At 35.3% G+C, this 19871-nt stretch carries 17 protein-coding genes; 12 read left to right on the top strand and 5 right to left on the bottom strand.

Annotated elements, in window-relative coordinates:
• Positions 1–182 precede the first annotated feature (182 nt).
• On the bottom strand, positions 183–1322 hold the full coding sequence (locus tag QP953_RS01870) for a hypothetical protein (RefSeq protein WP_309553780.1): 1140 nt from the start codon (positions 1320–1322) through the stop codon (positions 183–185).
• A gap of 439 nt (positions 1323–1761) precedes the next feature.
• Here QP953_RS01870 and QP953_RS01875 point away from each other — a divergent pair, with 439 nt between their 5' ends.
• The 6 genes from QP953_RS01875 (at position 1762) to QP953_RS01900 (ending at position 7267) form a co-directional block, all read left to right on the top strand.
• Positions 1762–2202, top strand: a complete 441-nt coding sequence (locus QP953_RS01875) for a YbjN domain-containing protein (RefSeq protein WP_052598094.1) — start codon at positions 1762–1764, stop codon at positions 2200–2202.
• Between the two features lie 240 nt (positions 2203–2442).
• Positions 2443–2925, top strand: coding sequence for a methylated-DNA--[protein]-cysteine S-methyltransferase (locus QP953_RS01880; protein WP_309553781.1), 483 nt, complete (start codon positions 2443–2445; stop codon positions 2923–2925).
• A gap of 26 nt (positions 2926–2951) precedes the next feature.
• The gene (locus QP953_RS01885; RefSeq protein WP_309553782.1) at positions 2952–3749 is read left to right on the top strand and encodes a tetratricopeptide repeat protein; all 798 of its coding nucleotides are present in this window, start codon (positions 2952–2954) and stop codon (positions 3747–3749) included.
• Positions 3750–3953: 204 nt separating this feature from the next.
• On the top strand, positions 3954–4574 hold the full coding sequence (locus QP953_RS01890) for a BatD family protein (RefSeq protein WP_052598097.1): 621 nt from the start codon (positions 3954–3956) through the stop codon (positions 4572–4574).
• Positions 4575–4769: 195 nt separating this feature from the next.
• A complete protein-coding gene (locus QP953_RS01895; RefSeq protein WP_309553783.1) occupies positions 4770–6494 on the top strand; it encodes a BatD family protein in 1725 nt (574 codons plus the stop codon).
• Positions 6495–6508: 14 nt separating this feature from the next.
• Positions 6509–7267 carry a tetratricopeptide repeat protein gene (locus QP953_RS01900; RefSeq protein ID WP_309553784.1) on the top strand — a complete coding sequence of 253 codons (759 nt, stop codon included), beginning with the start codon at positions 6509–6511 and terminating at the stop codon, positions 7265–7267.
• A gap of 8 nt (positions 7268–7275) precedes the next feature.
• On the opposite strand, the gene QP953_RS01905 is transcribed toward QP953_RS01900, so the two are convergent.
• Positions 7276–7968, bottom strand: a complete 693-nt coding sequence (locus QP953_RS01905; protein WP_309553785.1) for a hypothetical protein — start codon at positions 7966–7968, stop codon at positions 7276–7278.
• A 199-nt stretch (positions 7969–8167) separates the two neighbouring features.
• Complete coding sequence (locus QP953_RS01910; RefSeq protein WP_052598101.1) at positions 8168–8359, bottom strand: cold-shock protein; 192 nt, start codon at positions 8357–8359, stop codon at positions 8168–8170.
• A gap of 445 nt (positions 8360–8804) precedes the next feature.
• Between QP953_RS01910 and QP953_RS01915 the strand changes: the two genes are divergently transcribed.
• The 5 genes from QP953_RS01915 to QP953_RS01935 all read left to right on the top strand — a co-directional run bounded on the left by QP953_RS01915 (position 8805) and on the right by QP953_RS01935 (position 15765).
• The gene (locus QP953_RS01915; protein WP_309553786.1) at positions 8805–10259 is read left to right on the top strand and encodes a gamma-glutamyltransferase; all 1455 of its coding nucleotides are present in this window, start codon (positions 8805–8807) and stop codon (positions 10257–10259) included.
• A gap of 453 nt (positions 10260–10712) precedes the next feature.
• On the top strand, positions 10713–12239 hold the full coding sequence (locus tag QP953_RS01920; RefSeq protein ID WP_309553787.1) for a regulatory iron-sulfur-containing complex subunit RicT: 1527 nt from the start codon (positions 10713–10715) through the stop codon (positions 12237–12239).
• Positions 12199–12720, top strand: a complete 522-nt coding sequence (locus QP953_RS01925; RefSeq protein ID WP_052598102.1) for a gliding motility lipoprotein GldH — start codon at positions 12199–12201, stop codon at positions 12718–12720. The genes QP953_RS01920 and QP953_RS01925 overlap by 41 nt, the downstream gene beginning before the upstream one ends.
• A gap of 216 nt (positions 12721–12936) precedes the next feature.
• Positions 12937–13992, top strand: coding sequence for a M28 family peptidase (locus QP953_RS01930; protein WP_052598103.1), 1056 nt, complete (start codon positions 12937–12939; stop codon positions 13990–13992).
• Positions 13993–14217: 225 nt separating this feature from the next.
• A complete protein-coding gene (locus QP953_RS01935; RefSeq protein WP_052598104.1) occupies positions 14218–15765 on the top strand; it encodes a hydroxymethylglutaryl-CoA reductase in 1548 nt (515 codons plus the stop codon).
• 78 nt (positions 15766–15843) lie between these two features.
• Here the strand turns inward: QP953_RS01935 and QP953_RS01940 are convergent, their stop codons facing one another.
• Together QP953_RS01940 and QP953_RS01945 are read right to left on the bottom strand one after the other, a co-directional pair.
• Positions 15844–16917: a T9SS type A sorting domain-containing protein gene (locus QP953_RS01940; RefSeq protein WP_309553788.1), complete on the bottom strand. Its 1074-nt coding sequence runs from the start codon at positions 16915–16917 to the stop codon at positions 15844–15846.
• Positions 16918–17004: 87 nt separating this feature from the next.
• Positions 17005–18204 (bottom strand): hypothetical protein, encoded by a 1200-nt coding sequence (locus tag QP953_RS01945; protein WP_309553789.1) that lies wholly within the window; start codon positions 18202–18204, stop codon positions 17005–17007.
• A gap of 236 nt (positions 18205–18440) precedes the next feature.
• Here QP953_RS01945 and QP953_RS01950 point away from each other — a divergent pair, with 236 nt between their 5' ends.
• Positions 18441–19865 carry a hypothetical protein gene (locus tag QP953_RS01950; RefSeq protein ID WP_309553790.1) on the top strand — a complete coding sequence of 475 codons (1425 nt, stop codon included), beginning with the start codon at positions 18441–18443 and terminating at the stop codon, positions 19863–19865.
• The last annotated feature ends 6 nt before the right edge of the window (positions 19866–19871 follow it).

Here is a 19871-nt window from a genome sequence, read left to right on the forward strand (position 1 = left end):
ATTGCGGCGTGTTATAAGGGTAGTATTAAAAGGTATAGAGGAAACCAGAATAGGCGACAAAAGCTAAAACTATTGGGCTAAACCACGCAGTAGCAGGGTAGCTAACTACTATGCTTAAATATAATTTCGGTTAAGATAAGAATAGCGACCAATTGTAAAAAGAAACTTAGTAGTAGTCACCCCTATAGATCATTTTCATCCGATTTTTGATACAACATTCTCCAAAGTAGCAATAAAACTACCGCAGCAATACTAGATACCACCATAGCAATGGTCCAACTTCCTGTATCCAAGGTGCCTTTCATGGCCAATTGCCCAACTCTAAAAACATTTAAAATGGGTAAAAAAGGATCTATTGCATTCATTTCTTGAATAGGAACCAACCCGTATAAGGCAATAGCATGAATAACAATAGTAGCCCAAAACGTACGGGTATAAGCAGCAACCATAGAGTTGCTAAAGGCAGCAATACAGCCAAATATTCCTATAATAAATAACCAAGTAGGACACCACAACAAGAGCATACTGCTTAATTTGTTCCAAACTAAAAGTTGTTCAATACTTAGTATAATGCTACGAACCATGCCTACTTGCTCGGCATCTAAACCAGCTTGAAAACCAACAAATGCTAAGCCCATACCTAGCAAAGTTACTAAGAAAATAAGAATTAGGTTGGTGAGAAAATTTTTAGGCGCTCTATAATAAGCTCTTAGAACCAATATTCTAGTTAGCCAGATTACAAGAAGAATGAATAAGAAGTTAAGCACATTGGAAACAATGCCTCTGATATTATCCATGATTTTTCCAATGGTAATAAAGGCATTAAACGTATTGGTTTTTTGAATGACAATGGGGTTGACAATTTCGGGAGCTAATCCCATTGCTTCTACTTTGTTAAGCACCAGTTTTTGTTCGTAATTTTCTAAAATATCTAAGGCTGTATGAGCTTCTTCACCGTGTTGTACGGCATTATAATAGACCTTGATTTTTTTTTGACGATTGGTGTCATTGGCAAAATTGTTGGGAAATAAAACGCCAATATCCAAGCTATCTTTATCCAAAAGTTCCAACAGTTCTTCTTCTTGCTGCAAATCAGTTAGCGTTGCTGTTGTCTCAAATTTTTGTAATAAATCATTGGGAACATAGCTCTTGCCAACCAAGCCAATTCGTGCTTTCGTTTTTGTTCCTCCCAAAAAACTATTAATGTTGTCGGCAGCTGCTGTCATAATACCAGAGAAGAAAAAAGAGGGAATTGCAAAGGCAACTAATAACCTAAGTAAAATTTGCCAACTAAATAGGATAGATCGGAGAGATTGAAGCATAGTGTTTTTATTGAGCAAGTAGATGATTTAATCTGAATAAAACTAGTATTTGTCGCTTTAAGAAAACATTAGTGTATTGATATACATAAATCTGCAATTCTTTTCATAATTTTGAGTAGTAAACGATTTATAGTTCGTTAATTTTTTGATATTTCGATGAGCTCATGTAAGAGCAGTTCAGTATAATTACTCCATGACTATTTATACTCATCTCTAACAAGGTATGGTGTAACATGGGATTGATTGGTACGAATCTTTATTGATACGTTTGGGGATCCACTTATTTACTAAACGAATTATGAATTTGATAGTTCATGTAACATGACTTTTTAGCGAACCATTGAACACTGTTTTTACACCTATTGAGGTTTTTTGTGGTAACACAAAGAGTTAAATATAATGTAAGAACTACAAAATTAAAAGCATACTAAATTTACGGATGTTAAATTTAAAAAAATACTACGGTATAGTTGAACAAGCTATTGAAAAAATTGGCTTAGACCCAACTAGATTTAGAGGAGAACAAGAGGGAGAATGGACACTACATCGAGGAGAATATACTATTTGGATTGATGTTTGGAACGACCCAATAGAAAAAGTAGCTTATCTACAGGTTGTTGCCCCTGTTATGGAAATTCCTGATGAATCACAAACGGTTCTTTTTCGAGAGTTGTTACAAATTAATTTGCAACTATGTGGTATTGCTTTTTCAGTTCATGGAGAAAAAGTAGTCCTAAAAGGAACGAGGGTTGCAGAAGGTTTGGATGTAGAGGAAGCACATGCTATGATTATGCTGATTAGCAAATATGTTAGTAATTTTTCGCCGATTTTGCTCAAACGATATTTTAATAACGGACAACCAGGAATTCCTCCTAAGTAAATCAACAAAATGCGGTTGTTAATCTTTTTAATGATTGATTAAGGTAATCGCTAAAAGATAGGACAAGTTGTTAATGAATAATTCTGTTAACGTACGAAAGGTTATGATAACTAATCGTCCGCTACGCTTTTGAATCGCGTTTTTGTGTTACTAGTACAAGCTTACTCGGCAAACAGAGGTAGTTGCGCTGCGTAGCACCTCAATTTAACATGATTTTTAAACGGACTACTAGATAATCATATGAAAACTTATTACAATTCCCCTATAGGTCGTTTGGTAATTACAGGAAGTATGAACAAAATAATGTCCATAGTTGTTGATGAAACGTCAAGGGACTTTGCAGGACAACTGCCTGACTATATGAGACTTTGTGTGGATGAACTAGATGCGTATTTTAACAAAGGGTTAGAACGATTCACGGTTGATTTAAAGTTGGAGCAAGGAACATTATTTCAACAAAAAGTCTGGACAGAATTGCTGAATATACCGTACGGAAGGACAACAACATATCTGAAGATAGCCGAAAAAGTAAGTACTAAAAATGCTGTTCGTGCTGTGGGGCGTTGTGTAGGCAATAATCCTTTTGCGATTATAGCACCTTGTCATCGTGTAATAGGGACAGATGGAAGCTTAACAGGATTTGCATATGGTTTGGAAGCAAAACGTTTGTTACTAGAGTTAGAAAAGTCAAAATTGTATGGGAAACAGTTCAAATTGTTTTAAACAACTTCAAAACTAAAACCATTACTATGAAATATTGGAGTATATTTTTGATATTATTTTTGAGCCATCTAATAATGGCACAAACCGAACATAGTGCTTTACTTGATGGTACTATTGCTTATGAAAAAGGAGATTTTGAAACAGCGACTAAAAAGTTTGAAAAAGCCTTAGAGCGCAATAGTAGTTCTTTGAAAGGCAATTTTAATTTGGGAAATAGCTTATATAAGCGCCAAAAGTACGATGAGGCAGCGACTTATTACCAAAATGCAATAGAGGCAGCCGAAGGAAATAAAGAAAAAGCACAGGCATTTTATAATTTTGGAAATACGCGTTTGGCGCAAGCTAAACGTAGTATGCAACAACAAGGACAGGGACCTGCTATGTTGGATGAAAAAGGACAAAAACATTTAAAGGAAGCAATTGATTCTTACAAAAATGCTTTGCGAAACAATGCCCAAGATTATGATGCAAAGAATAATTTAGCAACTGCTTATAAGTTATTACGTCAACAGCAACAACAACAGCAACAACAACAGCAAAATAAGGAGCAAAACCAAGATCAAAAAAATCAAGATCAGAAAGACCAAAAAAATCAACAAGATAAACAGGAAAATCAGCAGGATAAACCATCTGAAAAACCTAAGGAGAATCAGCCAATTGATAATGAAAATCAAAAAAATCCAGCTGATTTAGAACCTCAAGAGATGTCTAAGGATGAAGTTGATCGTTTGCTAGAAATTATTGAGCAGGACGATAAAAAAGTACAAGAGAAATTGATGAAACGCAAACGTTCTAAAACCAAGAAACCAGAGAAAGCTTGGTAGCAGGAGGGTAGTCTTGTGTCAAATTCTTATGTTTTTAGCTTGTATCTCATCCAAATCAGTCGTATCTTTACTTGCTTGCAGGTGGTAATCGTCCGTTAAAACCTTGTTAAGCAGGTCTTTTTTTTCTGTTTGAGCTTATTTTTTGCTTAAAATTAGAATTGAAAAAAGACCTAAATTTTTAGACATTATCAAAACTAGAAAACTATGAACAATCAACTATTTTTAATCCTGTTGGGATTACTAACGGGGTTTTCATGTGTTGCTCAAGAAGAAAAGAGCAGTTCTTTTTTTGTGGAAGTAGCTTACGATACCATTGCTTTAGAGGAGCAATTTGAATTGAAATTTACTTTAAAAAATGCAAAGGCAATTGCCTCTTTTGAGCCTCCAGCGTTAGAAGGCTTTCAATTACTTGCTGGACCAATGACGAGTCAATCAATGTCTATTATTAATGGAGATATGACACAATCCATGTCGTATACTTACATCCTAAAGCCAATGGATTTAGGTGTTTTTATTATTCCAGCTACTACTATTGAGACAGAAACAGGTATGTTGTTATCCGAGGATATTGCTGTTGTTGTTGTTGAGAAGATCGAACACCCTCATCGCAACAACCCACTCAATAATGCTTTTCAAGACCCATTTGGAAATAATCCTTTCTTTAATGATCCTTTTTTTAATCAAGGAAGAAGAAATCCTAGACAAGGAATGGATGAGATGTTAAAAAGTTTTGACGACATGTTTAAAACATTGCCGCCAGAGTATTATCCACAGCCTGCTCCAAAAGAAAAGCCTAAAAAGAAAGAAAAGGTTTACAAAATATAAGGTTCTTAATGAAGTTTTGTTTGAGTTTCTGAGACTTGTCGTTTGTCTAATTAAATGAGCTGATCTATTGATTAGAGCAAATAAAAAATAGCGAAGTCAAACAATGATTATAATATTAGATACACTATTCAACAAGAGAATTAAAGCACTAAACTAGATTTGAAGGCGACGAAATTATCCAACATACTTTTATTTTTGCTTACGACACTGTCTTTTTCATGGAGTTGGGGGCAACAAGTTAGCTTTGAAGCTATTTGTAATGCAAGAGAGGTGCTGGTTGGGAACCCTTTTGAAGTGACTTTTCAATTAAAAAATGCAAAAGTTAAAAAAATAGACCCACCAAGTTTTAATGGCTTGGAAGCGCAAGGCCCCAATATTGGGCAATCGTTTTCTTATGTTAATGGTCGAAGTTCTACCAATGAATCGTATAGTTATTATGTGGTTGCTAATAAACCAGGAACGTACAAAATTGGTGCAGCTAAAGTAATTACTAATAAAGGAAAAACGTTAAAAAGCAAGCCACTGACTGTAAAGGTAGTAGATAGACCAAGCACAGAAGACAATTCAGACTTGGCAGGCAAAGTGTTTCTACGAACAGAGTTGAGCAATACAGATGCTGTAGTTGGAGAGCAAGTGACGGTTGATATACGAATTTATACGCAGGTGGGAATAGAGCAAACAGAGATGGTAAAAGAGCCTACATTTGAAAATATGTATTCTCATTATCTTAGAAGTTTTGCGGATCGCCCAGAGATTGTTGTTGTGGAAGGAGATCAATATTATACACAGATTATTCGAAGAATTGTTGTGTTTCCCTCCAAGCCAGGAACAATCGTTGTAGAACCAGCTATTCTGAATATAGGAATAGCATCGAATCAGGGGGGAGGCCTTTTTAATCCTTTTGCAATAGAATCCTATACCATTAAAAGTTTGCCAGTAGAGTTAAATGTAAGTGAACTAGGAGGAGCAGCTTCGGGGTTCTCTGGTGCCGTAGGGAATTATAGAATGCAAGCGCATGTGTCTAAGAATAAAATCACTTCTGATGATGTATTAGAGTTGACCCTTCGTGTACGTGGACAAGGGGATATTAAGCAGGTTTTGGCTCCTAATATTGGGGTTGATAAAAAGTACTTTGATCAATTTAAACCTAATATCAACGAAGATATACGAGAAGGTGGGGGATTGTTAGGAGGTGTCAAGGAATTTCAATATGTATTGACTCCAAAAGCAACAGGAACCTTTACCGCAAATCCAAAGTTTGTTTATTTTGATTCTAAAGAAAAAAAGTTTGTAACCATTGATACTTCAATTACTATTGAGGTAGTGCCAGGCAAAAGTAACTTGCCTACCAAAGCAGAACGGGATGCAGCTGGTGACCAGCCACTCGTAATAAAAGAAACAGAATCAATGGACTTAATGAGTTTTAAAGCGCCTTTAAAAACAGCTCAATTTTCAAGAGAAAAGAAGGGAGTTTTTTTAGGGTCTGTATTGTTTTGGGGACTGGCAATTTTTCCATTTATAGCGCTCATTGCTTTTTTACAATGGAAGAAAAAATATGATGATTTGAATAATATTTCAGACAAGGAACGGAAACAGAGAAATGCAGGTTCAGAAGCTTCTATTCGCTTGCAAGCAGCTAAAAATGCTTTGGATCTCGATGATTCTAAACTGTTTTTTAATGAAATTTCTAAAGCGTTGTTGGGCTTTGTAAGCGATAAGTATCATATACCAACAGTTGAATTGACAAAAGATAACGTGCGACAAAAACTAGCCGCTCAAGATATTGCGGATGAAAAAATTGATTCATTGGTAAGTATTTTGCAAACTTCAGAAATGGCACTTTTTGCAGGCTTGACGAATCACGAATCCATGGAAAAGGTGTATCAAGAAAGTACGGATTTAATTCAATTAATGAGCTAAAATACCAATTAGAGATGAAAAAGAGTTCCTTGTTGTGGAAAGTTGTGCTGCTGTTTGTATTGGTAACAGAATGGGCTTTAGCCAACGATTCAACAGCTACTGATTTTGCCAAAGCTGTTCAGGCACAGGAGAATGGTCAGTACAAAGAAGCAATAAAACTATACGAACAAATATTAGAAACAGATATGGTTTCTCCTGCTTTGTATAATAATTTGGGCTTGGCTTATTATAATAACAAACAGCTTGGCTTTGCTATTGTACAGTTTGAACGAGCATTAAAGTTGGCTCCAGAACATACCGATGCGAAACATAACTTGCAAGCAGCACAACAACGGATAGAAGATACTTATAAGGCACCCGAAGCCTTATTTTTTGTGCAGTGGTGGCATTCTATTGTAGGGACATTTAGTTCTACAGGTTGGGCTGTTTTGTTTTTGTGTTTAATTTTTATGGGAGTAACAGCTGTTGTTGTTTGGCAATGGCAACATCAATCCTTATTTAAAGGAATCGCTATTCTTTTCTTTTGCTCTAGTTTTTTTCCATTGATTTGGGGCTTCCAACAAAAGGAATTAGAGACAAGCTCCAACGCTGCTATTGTTGTTAATGAACAAATAGGTCTGCGCCAAGAGCCAGACTTGTCTAGCGAAGAAATAGAATTGGTTTTTGAAGGAGTAAAGGTATCTATATTAGAGGTACAAGATAGTTGGACGCATATAGAACTACCCAATCATTTGATAGGGTGGGTACCTAGCACTATGTTAGAACAAATTTAAGGAGATATTTAGTCGGGCTTGGGAGTTGCAAAGCGTATCTTTCTGCTGCCCAACATCCATTCACCTGTACGAATGCCCTGTTTATACTGACCTTTTTCTATAATAGCTCCATCAAAATTATACAAAACCCATTCGCCATCTAGTTTATTTTCTTTGATATTAAATATCAAACTTACTGGATGAGTAATCTGACTTTTTGATGTTTTGCAAACATAAGGATCTTCTTTTAGAGGAGAAAATTGATAGGTTCCATCTGGTTTCTTTGTAATAATTTCCATGAAACGTTTGTATCGGGTATATTTTTCCTGCTGATTAGTTTGCCCAACACTTCTTGAACATTGAGAGGAATAAGTATGTAGTTCTCCATTGAATTCGTAGCCAAAAATTAGACAAGTATCACCAATTGGTGCTCTAAAACCACAATCTCCCCTTGAGGTTAGAATGTCGATTTCTGTGGTTGCTTGTTGCCCTTTGTAATAATACTGGACAGAAAAAGTAAGTTGAAGTTGTTCTGCTTGGGTTTTGGATTGTTTTAATACGCCTTCAAAAATGACAGAACTAATAAAATCACTTTTCTTCTTGATAACCAATCCCTCAATCTCTTCTACAGGAACATCCGTCTGAAAGCAATCACAAGAGCAAGCATGTGCGTGATGGTTGATAACAAGAATTATGAGTGCTACAAAAAAATAACGAATCATAGTGGTGGATATTAATGGAGTAAAATAATCCTCTTAAACAAAATGGAATATGACAAGAAGAGTTAAGCAAATATCCAACCAAAAAACGACAAAGGAGATGATTATTAAATGAATGCGGTGACTGTTTACATTTATAAAATAAGAAAAGCCTACCACGAATGATAGGCTTTTCCAAATAGATTACTAAAAAAAGTAATACTTAAGCTAATTTTACTTCTACAGCATTTAGCCCTTTTCTACCTTCTTCAGTCTCGTAATTTACTTTATCTCCTTCGCGAATATCGTCGATTAGTCCATTTACGTGTACAAATACGTCTTTTCCTCCGTCATCTGGAGTAATAAATCCGTATCCTTTTGATTCATTGAAGAATTTAACTGTTCCGTTGTTCATCATTAAAAATTTAAAATAAATAAAGCACAAAAGTAATTTTATATATTGACAACTTCTAATTTTTGACTAAAAAAAAACATTTATATTGTATTTGGTGTAAATCTTTTAAAATCAATTTTTTATACTTTATATTAATTTTATTTGCTTAAAATGCAAAAGACTAGTATTTTAACTCTTTTCTATTGGTGCGTTTGAGCAAGCTAATAACTTGCTTGTAGAAGCAGAAAAGAAGATTTGAAAAGATGAAAAACATTGGGTATCTTCTAGACTTTTTAACTATTAAAACAATTGTATTCTAAACGATTGTTACATTATTACAAAAGAAAAATCGTGTCAGTTTACTTCGTGAGCGCTACGCTTTTAGTTAACTGCGTTACTAAGTACTAACTTCTATTGCGTGGATTCAACGAACTATTTTAGAATTGTACTTACAATAAAAATTAGCATGATGCATGGAATTATAGCAGCAGGGCATAAAAAAACAGCCGAAGCTGCAGGAATAATCTTAAAAGACGGTGGAAATGCTTTTGACGCAGCTATTGCTGCTTTTTTTGCCTCTTTTATTAATGAACCCTGTATGAGTTCAGCGGGAGGAGGAGCTTTTGCCAATATCTTGACTGCTGAAGGACAATCTATATTTTTGGATTGTTTTTGTCAAACTCCCAAGAGAAAACGACCTATTTCAGAAGTCGATTTTGGTCCAATGGTTGTAAATTTTGGCTCTACAACAGAAACTTTTCATGTTGGTATGGGGTCTATAGCTGTTCCTGGAATTATTGCAGGGATTTACTATATACACGAGCATTTTGCTAGTCGTCCCATGTCTGTTTTGATAGAACCTGCGTTAGAGTTGGCTCGAAAAGGAGTAGCGATTAATGATTTTCAGTACTTTGATATTCGTGTTTTAGAAGCAATTATGACCAAAGAGGAAGAATCTAGAAAAATTTTCTACCCAGACGGAAAGCCAATACCCGTAGGAAGTCTTTTAAAAATGCCTGCCATGGCTGATTATTTAGAATTCTTAGTTAAGGAAGGCAAGCGGGAATTTTATGAGGGTGAATTTGGGCAGCGTTTGGTTGCTGATAGTAAAGCAAAAGGTGGCTTTTTGACAGAAAAGGATTTATTGGAATATGAGGTGAAGGTAAGTCGACCCTTGTCATTCAAGTATCGAGATAAAACTATTTTGACCAATCCATTGCCTAGTATGGGAGGAACACTCTTAGGCTTGGTCATGCGAAAATTAGAGAAGCGATACCAGCAAAATTATCAGGCTTTTAGCAAAGAACATATTCAAACGTTGCAACAAGTCATTGATGAAGTTTTTAGGATAGAGCGAAGTGTGACCAATCTAAATAAAAAATGGGGCAGTACTTCTCATTTTAATATCGTAGATAAGCAGGGAAATGCAATTAACATCACTATGTCCAATGGAGAAGGTTGTGGGTATATGGTTCCTGAGACAAATATTATGCTCAATAATATGTTAGGAGAGGCGTCGCTGTTGCCAAATGGCTTCCATTCGTGGACACCTGATACGCGTCTGTCGTCTATGATGGCACCTACTTTGGTTTTGGATGCAAATGGTAGGTTTGAAATTGCTACAGGAACTGGTGGCGCAAGTCGTATTCCTGCGGCAATAGCGCAGGTATTGCATTATTTAATTGATTTTAAAATGGATGTTGAGCAGGCCGTTCATGCCGCCCGACTACACAACGAGCATTTAGAGTTAAACCTCGAGCCTGATTTTGTTGGAAAGCATCTTGCTCAAGATTCGTTAAAAGTCATACAATGGGAACAACCAGCCATGTATTTTGGAGGTGTTCATACTATACAGCGCAAAAATAGCAGCTTATACGCTGCTGGAGACACTCGTCGAGAAGGCTTTGCTTTAGAAGTTTAACGAAGTCTTAAAGAGTTATTTCGTATTTTTTATTATTTTTGTAAGTCATACCTTTTTAGGTAAAGAGGTTTTTTTTGAAAATAATAGTCCACTAATAGCTCAAACTGCGAGGTAGTGTACAACATCAAGCTAATCTGTTCCTCAAACATAGCCCAATTAGTTGGCTAGTTATCTGTTTAACAAGTATTCGTTTTAGTGGATTGTTACCAAAAGAAATTCAAAATCGTTCTTAAATAACAATAGTTCGTTGAAAAAAAAAATATTAGCTTGATAGTCAGTGGTTTTTGAATTTATTGCTTTTGATTGTCAAACTAATATCAATGAACGACCAAAATAAAAAACAATACCTATAGAAGCGTGCTTATTGTGGCTGATAACCTTTTTGAAAAATAGGTATTATTTCATTATCAAATCTAACAAACTAAAAGTGGTTTGTATTAATATATATACGGAATGGGATGTTCGAGTTGTTCGAGTGGTAGCGATGGCACGCCAAAAGGGTGTGGAAGCAAGGGAGGCTGCTCTACTGGTGGCTGCAATAAATTAAATACCTTCGATTGGTTGTCACATATTGATTTGCCTGATTATGGAAGTTATGACTTAGTTGAAGTCAGTTTTAAAAATGGGGCAAGAAAGGAAATTTTCAAGAAACCAGAATTTGTACACATTGCAACAGGTGACCATGTTGCTGTAGAAAGTACAGCAAGTGGATACGATGTAGGAAAAGTGTCGTTGATGGGGGAGTTGGTGCATATTCAACTCAAAAAACATCGTATCAAAGATAATGCGGTGTTGCCCAATATTTTGAGAATTGCTAATGAGCGCGATTTAGAGCGTTTGACAAATGCAAGAGAATCTGAGCGAGAAGCTATGATTCGTGCGCGTGTAATTGTGCGGGACTTAGGCTTGGAAATGAAAATTGGAGATGTTGAGTACCAAGGTGACAAACGAAAGATTACCTTTTATTATACAGCCGATGGACGAGTTGATTTTCGAGAATTGATTCGTGTTTTTGCTAGAGAGTATAAAGTAAAAATCGAAATGCGTCAAATTGGGGCCCGTCAAGAATCGGCTCGTATTGGAGGGATTGGCTCTTGTGGAAGAGAGTTGTGTTGTTCTACATGGTTGACTAATTTTAAATCTGTTTCTACGGTTGCTGCTCGTTATCAAAATTTGGCAATTAATCAGTCTAAGTTGTCGGGGCAATGTGGGCGCTTGAAATGTTGCTTGAACTATGAGTTGAATACGTATTTGGAAGTTTTACAAGAGTTCCCTAAAAATGTGAATAGCATCAAAACCAAAAAAGGAAATGCTATTTTAATTAAAACGGACATTTTTAAGCGAATTATGTATTTTGCTTATCGAACTGAGTTTGGTATTTCGGAAGTACATCAATTGTCTGTGGAGCAAGTAAAAGAATTAAATGCCCAAAACAAAAAAGGTATTTTACCAGAAGATTTAAAAGATGTAACGCAACCCAACACGTTTATCGAAGAGACAGAAGAAATTGGATTTGTGGATGGTGCTGGAAGTTTGGAATTGAAACAATTGGAAACGAAGAAAAAACGAAATCGCAACCGAAATCGTAATAAGAATAAAAATAAGAACAATTCCAATAAATCAAACTCGAATAAACCAGTTGCAAATAAGACCGAAAGCAAGACAGAGAGAACATCCAAAAGCTCTAATAGAAGCAAGAAGTCCAATAATAATCCTAAGACAAAATCAAAACAACAAAATAAAACGGTTAATAAAACAGTTGCTAATAATAAGTCGGGAGATTCCAAAAGAACTACTAATTCAAGACAGAAAAAAGTAAATTCAAATCCCAATAGTAACTCTACGAATTCAAATACAACTCCTAAAAATAAAACGAATTCTAGAAATCGTAACCGAAATAGGAATAGAAGAAAAAATCAAGGACCGAAGTCTAATAACAATGCTAAAAACGATACTAACAACTCCACAAAAAAAGATTAATTTCAACAGTTGCTCTCGGCTATTTTTGCAGTGGGCAACTGTTTTTGTTTTATGCTTAAACCTTGCTAGTTGTAGCACAGTTTACGATCAAACAACTATTATTGAAAATGGTGTCTGGACAGCCGATAATTTTATTGAGTTTGAATTTGAAATCCAAGATACTTCCCAACTGTATGATATTTTTATAGAAGTGAATCATGATGCGAATTATGCCTATCAAAATATTTATTGTTTGGTTGAAACCTTTGAATTAAAGAAGCAGATTCGAGAAGATTTATGTTCTTTGGAATTGGCTGATTCTAAAGGTAATTGGAAAAGTGATGATTGTGGTACGGAGGTTTGCAATCGAAAAATTCCTTTTATTATCAAAACCCAATTTAATCGTCTAGGAATACACAAAATTGTATTCAAACAAAACACTAGGGAAGCTAATTTAGAAGGTATTAATAGCTTAAGATTATTAATAGAAACAACGAATTAAAAGTTCAGTTAATACCATTAGTTGTGAACTAGTATAGTCATATTGTAAAGAATTAATAGTTCGCTGATTTTTTTAATAAAACATAAGAAAGTGTTTTGTATTAGGTTGATAATTAGATTTAAAACCCTTTGCGTTAGAAGGGAATAATACTGATTATCGACCATGCCGTTTGAGCGAACTAATAAAGAATCAGAAGTTTAATAAAATAAAATTACAGTGAAAACATTACCCAATATTATTTCAATTCTTTTTAGCCTACTATTGGTAACTTCTATTTTTGTAGGTTGCGAGAGTCCTACCAAACCTCCTGTTATAGACCCAGATCCCAAGCCAGAACCAGAAGTTTTTGTGCCTAGTTTTGACAAGGACAGTGCTTACTATTTTGTACAAAAACAAGTGGATTTTGGACCTAGAGTACCTGAAACAGCAGAACATAAAGCTTGTTCAGAATGGATAAAGACAACTTTGGAATCATATGATGGATGGGAAGTTAAATTTCAAGATGCAGAAATAGAAGGGTTTGATAATAAACCTATGAAGATACGAAATATCATAGCAACTTATAAACCCGAAGCTGATGAGCGAGTGCTTTTGTGTGCACATTGGGATACTAGACGCATGGCGGATCAAGATACCGAACGAACAGAAGAACCAATTTTAGGGGCTGATGATGGTGGAAGTGGCGTTGGCGTTTTGATGGAATTGGCTCGTACCGTTAGCAAAAATCCTTTAAATGCAGGTATCGAAATTGTCTTTTTTGATGCTGAAGATCAAGGTGAATCAGGTACTCCTAGACCAGCAGAACAAACTTGGTGTTTGGGGGCACAATATTGGAGTCGAAATCAGCACAATATGAAAGTGCAACCACGATTTGGTATTTTATTGGATATGGTTGGTCGTTCTGGAGCACAGTTTCCCAAGGAAGGGGTTTCCTTAGCTCGTGCTGGACAAATTGTAAATATTGTATGGAATCAAGCGTTGGAATTGGGTTTAAATGAATTGTTTGTAAAAGAGAAAGACGATCAATTGATTGATGACCATGTCTATGTTAATGATATAGGAGGCATCAAAACAATTGATATTATCAACCGCCCTGTGTTGAGAGATGCAAATGGCCAAATTGTTATGAATAGAGAAGAAAATCGCCCAGAGCGCCGTTTTGGAGACCATTGGCATACCCACAATGATAACATGCAAATTATAGACCCTTATACGTTGGAATCGGTAGGAGATGTCTTGCTCCATGTTTTGTACAAAGAAGTAGCAGAGTAATGTTTAAAAGATATTAATACGGTTTTTGAGACTACCAAAATAGTAGTATTAAAGCACATTTTTTATCAAATCTTCTATAAGAAAGACCCCTCCTTGGTTGTAAATATTCATAAGTATTTACTAACTTAAAGATTAAACTTAATAATTCTTTTATATACAATGTTTCTATGAAAGAATTGTGGTCCTACATAATTTGTTATTTCACCCAATAAATGAATTTTAATAATGAAAATTCCGAGCTTAATTCTTAAACAGTTATATACTTTTAATAGCTTAGAAAACATTGATGGTGGTGTCCAATTTACAGTCAAAAACCGTTTGAGTGACGCTACATTTGCAGGTTTAAAAGAAGTTAAAATTGATGGACAAAAAGTGCCGCTAGATTCCATAAAACTACATTTGAGCGATGGAACGATACTATCTGCCAAAGACGTTTCTAGTAGCAATCCAATTCAATTTAACTTACGAGAAACCATTAATATGGTTTGTGCTATTCCGCATTTACAAACAGGAAAGTACAAGTTAGAAATAACATTCACAGCAGATCCTTTTGGAGATTTGACTTTAGATGTAGAGGATGGTGTTTCGAAAAAAGATGATTCTAGAGTAACGATTCCTAGAGACAAAAATGACGATTACTCTGATCATGCTATCAAAGAACGTCAAAAATTTACAGAAGATTATACTGGTGCAAAATTAGAGCATGTAACAAAATACTCGTTTGACCCACATACGCTCTCTGGCAATTGTGAGCATTTTACAGGAGTAGCTCAAATTCCGTTGGGAATTGCAGGACCTATTAAAATTAATGGGGAGTACGCACAAGGTGAGTACTTGGTGCCTATGGCAACAACAGAAGGAACATTAGTGGCATCTTATAATCGTGGTATCAAAGTAATGAATCTTTGTGGAGGTGTCAAATGTACCGTAGTGCGTGATGCCATGCAACGTGCTCCTGTATTTGTCTTTGAAGATGCTCGTGCTGCACGTGACTTTGTGGATTGGACAAAGGAACATTTTGCTAAAATAGCCGAAGAAGCAGAAGCAACTTCAAGTGTAGCTCGTTTGCAGTACATAGATCCTTATTTGTCTAACAAATTCGCTTTTTTGCGTTTTAATTACTCCACAGGAGATGCTGCAGGACAAAACATGGTAGGTCGTGCGACTTTTGCTGCTTGTAGTTGGATTTTAGAAGCTTACAAAGAAAACCCAATTAAGCATTTTTACTTGGAGTCTAATTTTGCTACTGACAAAAAGGCTTCTCAAGTGAATATCATGCGTACACGTGGTAAGCGTGTGACGGCTGAAATCGTTTTAAAACGAGATGTACTAATTCAACATATGCGTGTGGAGCCAGAACAATTGGCGTACCACTCTAGTGTATCGAATGTAGGGTCAATTTTGTCCGGTGCTAATAATAATGGAGCACATTCTGCCAACGCTATTACAGCTATTTTTATCGCAACAGGACAAGATGTTGCTAATGTCTCGGAATCATCGGCGGCAATCACTTATGCCGAAATCACAAAAGAGGGCGATTTGTATCTTTCTATCACCATACCATCTTTAATTATAGCTACTTATGGAGGTGGTACAGGACTAGCAACACAAAAAGAATGTCTACAAATGCTAGATTGTGTCGGTCGCGACCGTGTCAATAAGTTGGCAGAAATTATTGCTGGCGTTGTTTTGGCAGGAGAGATTTCTTTGGGATCGGCTATTTCTTCTTCGGATTGGGTGTCTAGTCATGAGCAATATGGTCGTAATCGTTAGATGAAACGATTGTTAAGAACGATATAAAATAGAAGGAATTATGCGATTGACGCATAATTCCTTCTTGCTTTTTGTGCTTTACTGTTTGAGTATTTTGGATGTGTGTGTGCCTTGTTCTGTCTGAATGGTTACAAAATAGATACCTGTATTGTACATCTTTACACCTAGATTGATTTGTTGGGTGCTGCCAAGATCTTGTGTATATAGGGTTTGCCCTGTTGATGCTGTAATTTTTACAGAAACACTATGGCACAAGTGTCCCAAATCAATTGTTATGTTATCTTCTATTGGGTTGGGGTATATAGAAATATTTTCTAAGGTATTCTCTGTTTGTAATATACTCGTTATGCAGGTTGTGCTAAAAGTCGTTGTAGAGTCTATATTTGTCCAATTATTGGTAGAAAATACGGGGTCATCGACTTCTATGCAGGTTAAATTAGGGTTATTGGAGGTGTTAAAAGTATTAAAGTTAGCGTTATTTCCATTCTTGATATTTAATGTGCTTAATTGGTTGTTACTACCACTAAAATTGAACAAAGTAGAGTGTTGACTCAGATCTAAGTTTGTTATTTGATTGTTATAAATATAGAGATTTTGTAAATTTAGATTTTGGCTTATATCTAAATTGGAGAGTTGATTGTTGCCAATATTTAACGTCATTAAATTAGGGTTCTGACTAAGATCAATTGTATTAATTTGATTGAAGTAAACCGCTAAAACTTCTAGGTCAGGGTTTTGATTTAGGTTGATAGTTGTAAAGCCATTTGTATAAGCAATTAATTTCTTTAGTTTGGGATTGTGAGAGACATCTAAATTTAGCAACCAGTTGCCAAAGCAGAGCAATTCTTCCAAATGAACATTTTGACTTAGGTTTAAGCTTTGAATTTGGTTAACACTACAATCTAAAACTCGAAGATTGACAAACGCTTCTATTCCTGTCAAATCGGTAATATTGCGGAGAGAACAGTTGATCGTACCCGTAAATGCAGTAGCTTCACTTATTTGTATTTCATTGTCCCCATTTGTATTAATAGCATTGTTCCCAATTAAATAACTTTTAAAATTAGGATTAGGAATAGTTACGTTTTGTGCTTTGGTGTAAGTTGCGCAAGTGCAGATAAATAATAAAAATAAAGTCCTGAGAGTTTTCATAAAAATGATTTGATGACAAATTAAAAAACGAAGTTGTTTGAAGTATTTTTAACTTCAAACAACTTAATATTTAATATGAAAATTAAATTAATTTCCCTTGCAGTATTGACTGACCACATTATTATAACTTATATTGGTACGAGTTAAATTGGGATTGGCAGCATCGTTAGCTCCTTTGGGAGCATCGTAAAAGGCACAGTTAGAAACATCATTAATAGAAACATCGTGGATATTAATAACAGGGTCTGCCCACATATAAATCGCTCCTTTATCGCTTCCTGTATGTTCTATTGTTGCATAGCCAATTTCATTAAAAGGACTTTGAGTAAAGGTAAATTGAATGCCATTCCAAATACCAGAGCGGTCATCTTCGCCTTTAAATTGGATTTTGTTATTGGGAGTTCCCACGGCAATCAAAGCACCACCATCGTCAATGTGCAATCCTGTTTGAACTTCAAATTCGATTATTGCACCAGCATTGATGGTTAGTTTTCCGCTATTCCCAATTTCTTGATCTCCAAAAATTCCCCCACTAGAAGCTGTTAAACGGTAAGGTATACTAAGCGCCTGCCATGTTTGAGTCGTTTTTATCTCATTTCCAACTCTCATATGTACGTAAGAATTGGTGTTACCAGAAAAAGAATTGGTGGCATCAACAATATTCACATAGTTAGCTCTCATAAGCATCGGAGTATTGTTGTTGTTGAATTTATTGTTCATTAAAGAAGTGATTTGAGCGGACGTATAATTGGAGTTTATACCATAAGCAGCACTATTCTCAAAGGTACAATTGTCTATTTTAATTTTAGAGTCGGCGTATATGACTAAGCATCCTCTTTCGCCATTGGAGTTAAAGGCATCACTTCCTGCGCCTTTGATGGTCACATGATCTAGTATATTAGCCGTTTTATCGCTATAAACAATAACGCCCAACCAAGCACCAACAGCATTTTCACTAGAACCCATCAAAGTAATTGGCTCGGCAGAAGTTCCTATGGCATTGATACTGCCTGTTTCTTGGATGGCTAAGCCTGTTCCATCTTCAAATTGAATCGTAACACCACTTTCAACCTTTAGATTGGCTGTAACGTCATAATAAGAGCTACCTTTAATAATATAATCTACTCCAGCACAGTGATTGGTTAGGGTTTGGTCTGTTTTAAAATGGCTGAAATCTGAAATGGTAATCGAATTGCAGGGCGGTGGTGGTGGGTCATCACAAGCACCAAAAGAAAGTACCACAAGTGGCAAGGCAATAGAGCAAATTTTTTTAATAATTGGTTTCATTGTTGTTTGGTTTTTTATACAGAATCTTCAACCTAATAAAGCATTGGAACTAAAAAGGGTAATTAAGTTGGTTGAGAATTCTATTTTTTTAATAATAGTTGTTTAGTTGTATCAAAATTAGGATATGTACATTATGAGTACAACATGAATTTTCTCCTTTGTGATGAAAAAAAATGCTGTAATACCCGAATAATAAACGCAAAATGTCAGTGAAAACAATTGAAATACTTAGTGTTATGACTAAGAGTGAATTAAAGCTTTTTGAAAAAAAAGTGATAAATTCACACAAAAGATTGACACTCAAAAAATTATATTCTTACTTAAAAAAACAGCCTCAAATAGATAAAGAAGCAGCTTTTTTAAAGGTGTTTAATACACCCTATACTTCTAAAAAGGATGCTATTTTTCGCAATGAATTAAGGTTATTGAATCGAGAATTGGAGCTTTTTATAGTAGAACAAGCATGGAAGAAAGGTTTAAGTATCAATTCGGATGAAACGCAACTGAGTTTGATAAAACTTTATCTAGAACGAAAGGAGTTTAATTTATTTGAACAAACATGGAAAAAGCTCTACAAGAAATCTAAAGAAGAGGGTTTGTTTTCGTTGAAAGTTAAATTAATAGAATTGTTCTTTAGCTATAAAACAACCTCGTCAGAAATTGATATGGACGTGTACTGTGCCATAAAATTATTGTTGGAAGAAGCAATGGAGGCCACTGTTGCCCAAATGCAAGTAGATTATAAAGAACTGGAGTTAAAGCATGCTTATATACAGAGAAATTTATACGTTTTAAATGGGCATAAGTATGACTTCCATCGGGCTAAAACATATTATCGTGTCGTCAACCCTGTGCCGAATGATGATATGATTGCACTTATGGAGTACAATATTCAAAGTTATTTTTTAGATGGATTAGAGAAAATAAGGGTACTTCAAAAAGCGTTGAAACAGGCTGAATTATTGGAAGAACAACATCCTAAGTTAAGGGCATCTATTCCTATGATGAAAATGACCATAGGACTTGAATATTTCTTATTAAAAGAACATAGTAAGGCAGATGTTATTTATGTTTCGGCATTAAAAAATGTAGCGGTACTACATCCTGCTCAAAAATCAATGGTATATTTTAACTACATTTCTAATTTGGTTTGTTTGGGCGATTATCAGAGAGCAATTGAATGGTACGAAAATAGTGGAGAGGACTGGAAAGATTCTCCGCTTGTAACGTATCGAGTTGGGTGGGTGCTGTGTTGGGCATATATCATGATCGGAGATTATGAAAAGCCGATGGATATTCTTTTGGAACATAACATTCAGCAACGACCAGAGAATGATTTTATCTATGCACGTGTATTGTTAACTATTTTGTATTATTCAAGAGGCGAACTGGAACTAGCTGAAAGAGAGGCGTACAATATTATACAAAATGACCGCTACAAATTGGCAAAAGAAGTTGCTTTTATTCAATATTCTAAGCTTATTTACCAACACTTACGAGCAGCTTACATTGCTGATAAAGATAAACGCCGTACTAAATTGCAAGAAATACAAAAGGAATTAGACAAAATGTATGAAACAAAACTTACTTATACATCTACAATGCTACATCGTTGGTTGACAAAACAGAATGAACAGGTAGCCGCTAAAAAAATAATTTGAGGAATC

Source organism: Aureispira sp. CCB-E (genome assembly GCF_031326345.1).
Taxonomy (GTDB): Bacteria; Bacteroidota; Bacteroidia; order Chitinophagales; family Saprospiraceae; genus Aureispira.

What these genes read in the sequence shown, in the direction of transcription:
- QP953_RS01870 (WP_309553780.1), bottom strand. Translation starts at nt 1,322, where the DNA reads ATGCTTCAATCTCTCCGATCTATCCTATTTAGTTGGCAAATTTTACTT.
- QP953_RS01875 (WP_052598094.1), top strand. Translation starts at nt 1,762, where the DNA reads ATGTTAAATTTAAAAAAATACTACGGTATAGTTGAACAAGCTATTGAA.
- QP953_RS01880 (WP_309553781.1), top strand. Translation starts at nt 2,443, where the DNA reads ATGAAAACTTATTACAATTCCCCTATAGGTCGTTTGGTAATTACAGGA.
- QP953_RS01885 (WP_309553782.1), top strand. Translation starts at nt 2,952, where the DNA reads ATGAAATATTGGAGTATATTTTTGATATTATTTTTGAGCCATCTAATA.
- QP953_RS01890 (WP_052598097.1), top strand. Translation starts at nt 3,954, where the DNA reads ATGAACAATCAACTATTTTTAATCCTGTTGGGATTACTAACGGGGTTT.
- QP953_RS01900 (WP_309553784.1), top strand. Translation starts at nt 6,509, where the DNA reads ATGAAAAAGAGTTCCTTGTTGTGGAAAGTTGTGCTGCTGTTTGTATTG.
- QP953_RS01905 (WP_309553785.1), bottom strand. Translation starts at nt 7,968, where the DNA reads ATGATTCGTTATTTTTTTGTAGCACTCATAATTCTTGTTATCAACCAT.
- QP953_RS01910 (WP_052598101.1), bottom strand. Translation starts at nt 8,359, where the DNA reads ATGAACAACGGAACAGTTAAATTCTTCAATGAATCAAAAGGATACGGA.
- QP953_RS01915 (WP_309553786.1), top strand. Translation starts at nt 8,805, where the DNA reads ATGATGCATGGAATTATAGCAGCAGGGCATAAAAAAACAGCCGAAGCT.
- QP953_RS01920 (WP_309553787.1), top strand. Translation starts at nt 10,713, where the DNA reads ATGGGATGTTCGAGTTGTTCGAGTGGTAGCGATGGCACGCCAAAAGGG.
- QP953_RS01925 (WP_052598102.1), top strand. Translation starts at nt 12,199, where the DNA reads ATGCTAAAAACGATACTAACAACTCCACAAAAAAAGATTAATTTCAAC.
- QP953_RS01935 (WP_052598104.1), top strand. Translation starts at nt 14,218, where the DNA reads ATGAAAATTCCGAGCTTAATTCTTAAACAGTTATATACTTTTAATAGC.
- QP953_RS01940 (WP_309553788.1), bottom strand. Translation starts at nt 16,917, where the DNA reads ATGAAAACTCTCAGGACTTTATTTTTATTATTTATCTGCACTTGCGCA.
- QP953_RS01945 (WP_309553789.1), bottom strand. Translation starts at nt 18,204, where the DNA reads ATGAAACCAATTATTAAAAAAATTTGCTCTATTGCCTTGCCACTTGTG.
- QP953_RS01950 (WP_309553790.1), top strand. Translation starts at nt 18,441, where the DNA reads ATGACTAAGAGTGAATTAAAGCTTTTTGAAAAAAAAGTGATAAATTCA.